Source organism: Acinetobacter stercoris (assembly GCF_900323515.1).
Lineage (GTDB): Bacteria > Pseudomonadota > Gammaproteobacteria > Pseudomonadales > Moraxellaceae > Acinetobacter > Acinetobacter stercoris.
The window spans coordinates 1-2,076 of sequence record NZ_OOGT01000343.1 but is presented as its reverse complement, the minus strand read 5'-3'; the positions used below and the strand labels follow the sequence as shown (position 1 = coordinate 2,076).

The 2,076-nt window shown below is 35.8% G+C and carries 2 protein-coding genes; one reads left to right on the top strand and one right to left on the bottom strand.

Features of this window, described 5'->3' with window-relative positions:
- Nucleotides 1-36 precede the first annotated feature (36 nt).
- The gene (locus KPC_RS19325) at nucleotides 37-1,209 is read left to right on the top strand and encodes a hypothetical protein (protein WP_121975931.1); all 1,173 of its coding nucleotides are present in this window, start codon (nucleotides 37-39) and stop codon (nucleotides 1,207-1,209) included.
- Nucleotides 1,210-1,260: 51 nt separating this feature from the next.
- On the opposite strand, the gene KPC_RS19320 is transcribed toward KPC_RS19325, so the two are convergent.
- Nucleotides 1,261-2,013 carry an SDR family NAD(P)-dependent oxidoreductase gene (locus KPC_RS19320; protein ID WP_121975930.1) on the bottom strand — a complete coding sequence of 251 codons (753 nt, stop codon included), beginning with the start codon at nucleotides 2,011-2,013 and terminating at the stop codon, nucleotides 1,261-1,263.
- Between the last annotated feature and the right edge of the window lie 63 nt (nucleotides 2,014-2,076).

The following is a 2,076-nucleotide window of genomic DNA, read 5'->3' as shown; positions in this document are numbered from 1 at the left end:
GACTTAAATAAACATAAATGACTAAAAGGAAAGAAGATGACAAAGCTGTATTTTATTGCAAATAATGGGCTTCATGTCTGTGAATATAATAAGACAGCCGCGATTCCTTGTCAGGCAATAGATCAATATAAAAAAAACCTGGATGAAATACGACAGCGTAAAGAATGGAAGATGAAAGGGACTGGTGCACAATTTATGGGTGCAAATCGTTTCGATAGTGAAGATGGTTATGGTCGGGCTTTTACTACTGATGCGGTTATTTTAGATCCACAAAATATTATTTATAGCGCAAGACTGGATGATGGAACTGCAATTAATGTTAAAACAACGCTCAATTTACAAGAAGCAGAAGGTTTAATACTTAGAAAAAATGATTTTATTACTCACGATATTGCGTTAGATACTTTCAAAAAACGTTTGATTTTATCTGTGCAAGAACAACAGGGATATGCTACACATTTGTGTATTTTACCTTTAGATTCAAATCACTTTCAGTTTATAACTGAAGGTGAATGTCTGGATGCTAATCCTTTTTTTGATCCAAACAAGGCAGATCAGGTTTATTATGATTCTTGTGGATTAGCCGTTGGGCAAAATGGTATATCTTATGGACCAAGAGAAATATGTCATCTGGATTTGAGTACTGGTGAACTGCAGACTGTACTGGCAGATCAAAAATATGATTTCTTTAGGCCACAAGTAGACTTACAAGGCAATTTGTATTTTATTCAAAGGCCGTACTTGAGGAGTGGTCATACAACATCTCCATTGGGGTTCTTGCTTGATATTCTCCAGGCACCATTTAAGATTATTCGCGCTATAGTAGGATGGTTGGACTTTTTTACTCAACGTTATACAGGTGAATCATTAAAGACTTCATCTGGGAAAACAACAGGACAAAATCCAGCAGTAGACCGGAATATGTCGGAAGAAGAGATTTTTGTCGAAGGCAATTTGATTAAAGCTCAAAAGAATCTTGAAGCTAATGCAAAACAAGGTCAAAAATTTCCGGGCACTATTCCAGATTCGTGGCAATTAGTTAAACGTTTACCGACTGGGGAGTTGGAATTAATCAAAAAAGGAGTAATGAGTTTTAGGGTGAAAAATAATGTTATTTATTATTCAAATGGCAAACATCTCATCGCTTTGAAGCCAGATAAAACAGAAGAAAAAATGACTGATGCCAGATTGATTTCAAAAATTATCTAATCATATTTTATAAAAGCGGAGCTAAATTAAACTTTAGCTCCGCTTTTCAATTTATCTCTTTACAATATTAAATGGGCTAAAACTTTGCATCACTGGCATTAACTCAATTCGGTTGATATTGACATGCTCTGGTAAAGATAAGATCCAGTCGACTGTATTGGCAATATCTTCAGGTGTTAATGCTTTTGTGTCTTTATAGACATTGTCAGCTTTGTTTTGATCGCCATGAAAGCGAACTAAAGAAAACTCTGTTCCACCAACCAGACCAGGTTCGATATTGGTAACACGAATATTATGTCCTGCCAGATCTGCACGTAGGTTTAGGCTGAACTGCTCAACAAAAGCTTTTGTTCCACCATACACATTTCCGCCTGGATATGGATATGTGCCAGCGACAGAGCCCATATTGATAATTGTACCTTTATTATTTTGGACAAAATAAGGAAGTAGAGTATGTGTAATAGTCACCAAGCCTTTAATGTTGGTATCAATCATTTGATACCAGTCTTTTAAATCAGCTTTATCTGCCGTTGCAAGTCCTAGGGCCAAGCCAGCATTATTGACAAGTGCATCAATTTTTTCGATGTTAAATGGGGCAGGTAAGGACTTTAAGGCAGGCTCAATAGAATCCAGATTGGTCATGTCTATGGCTAAAGGATAGAACTGATCTTTAAATTCGCTTTGTATTTCATCAAGTTTTTCTTTACGTCGTGCAATTCCGATGACTTGGTGTCCATGTTCAATCAGTATTTTACTAATATGATATCCAAAACCTGTAGAAGCACCAGTAACAACAACTAACATGCCGAATTCCTTTTTTTATGAAACGTTAATATTTAGCAGTTTTAGACTAACATATTTGAAAAT

Coding starts and splice junctions, on each gene's coding strand:
- KPC_RS19325 (WP_121975931.1), top strand. CDS start 37: ATGACAAAGCTGTATTTTATTGCAAATAATGGGCTTCATGTCTGTGAA.
- KPC_RS19320 (WP_121975930.1), bottom strand. CDS start 2,013: ATGTTAGTTGTTGTTACTGGTGCTTCTACAGGTTTTGGATATCATATT.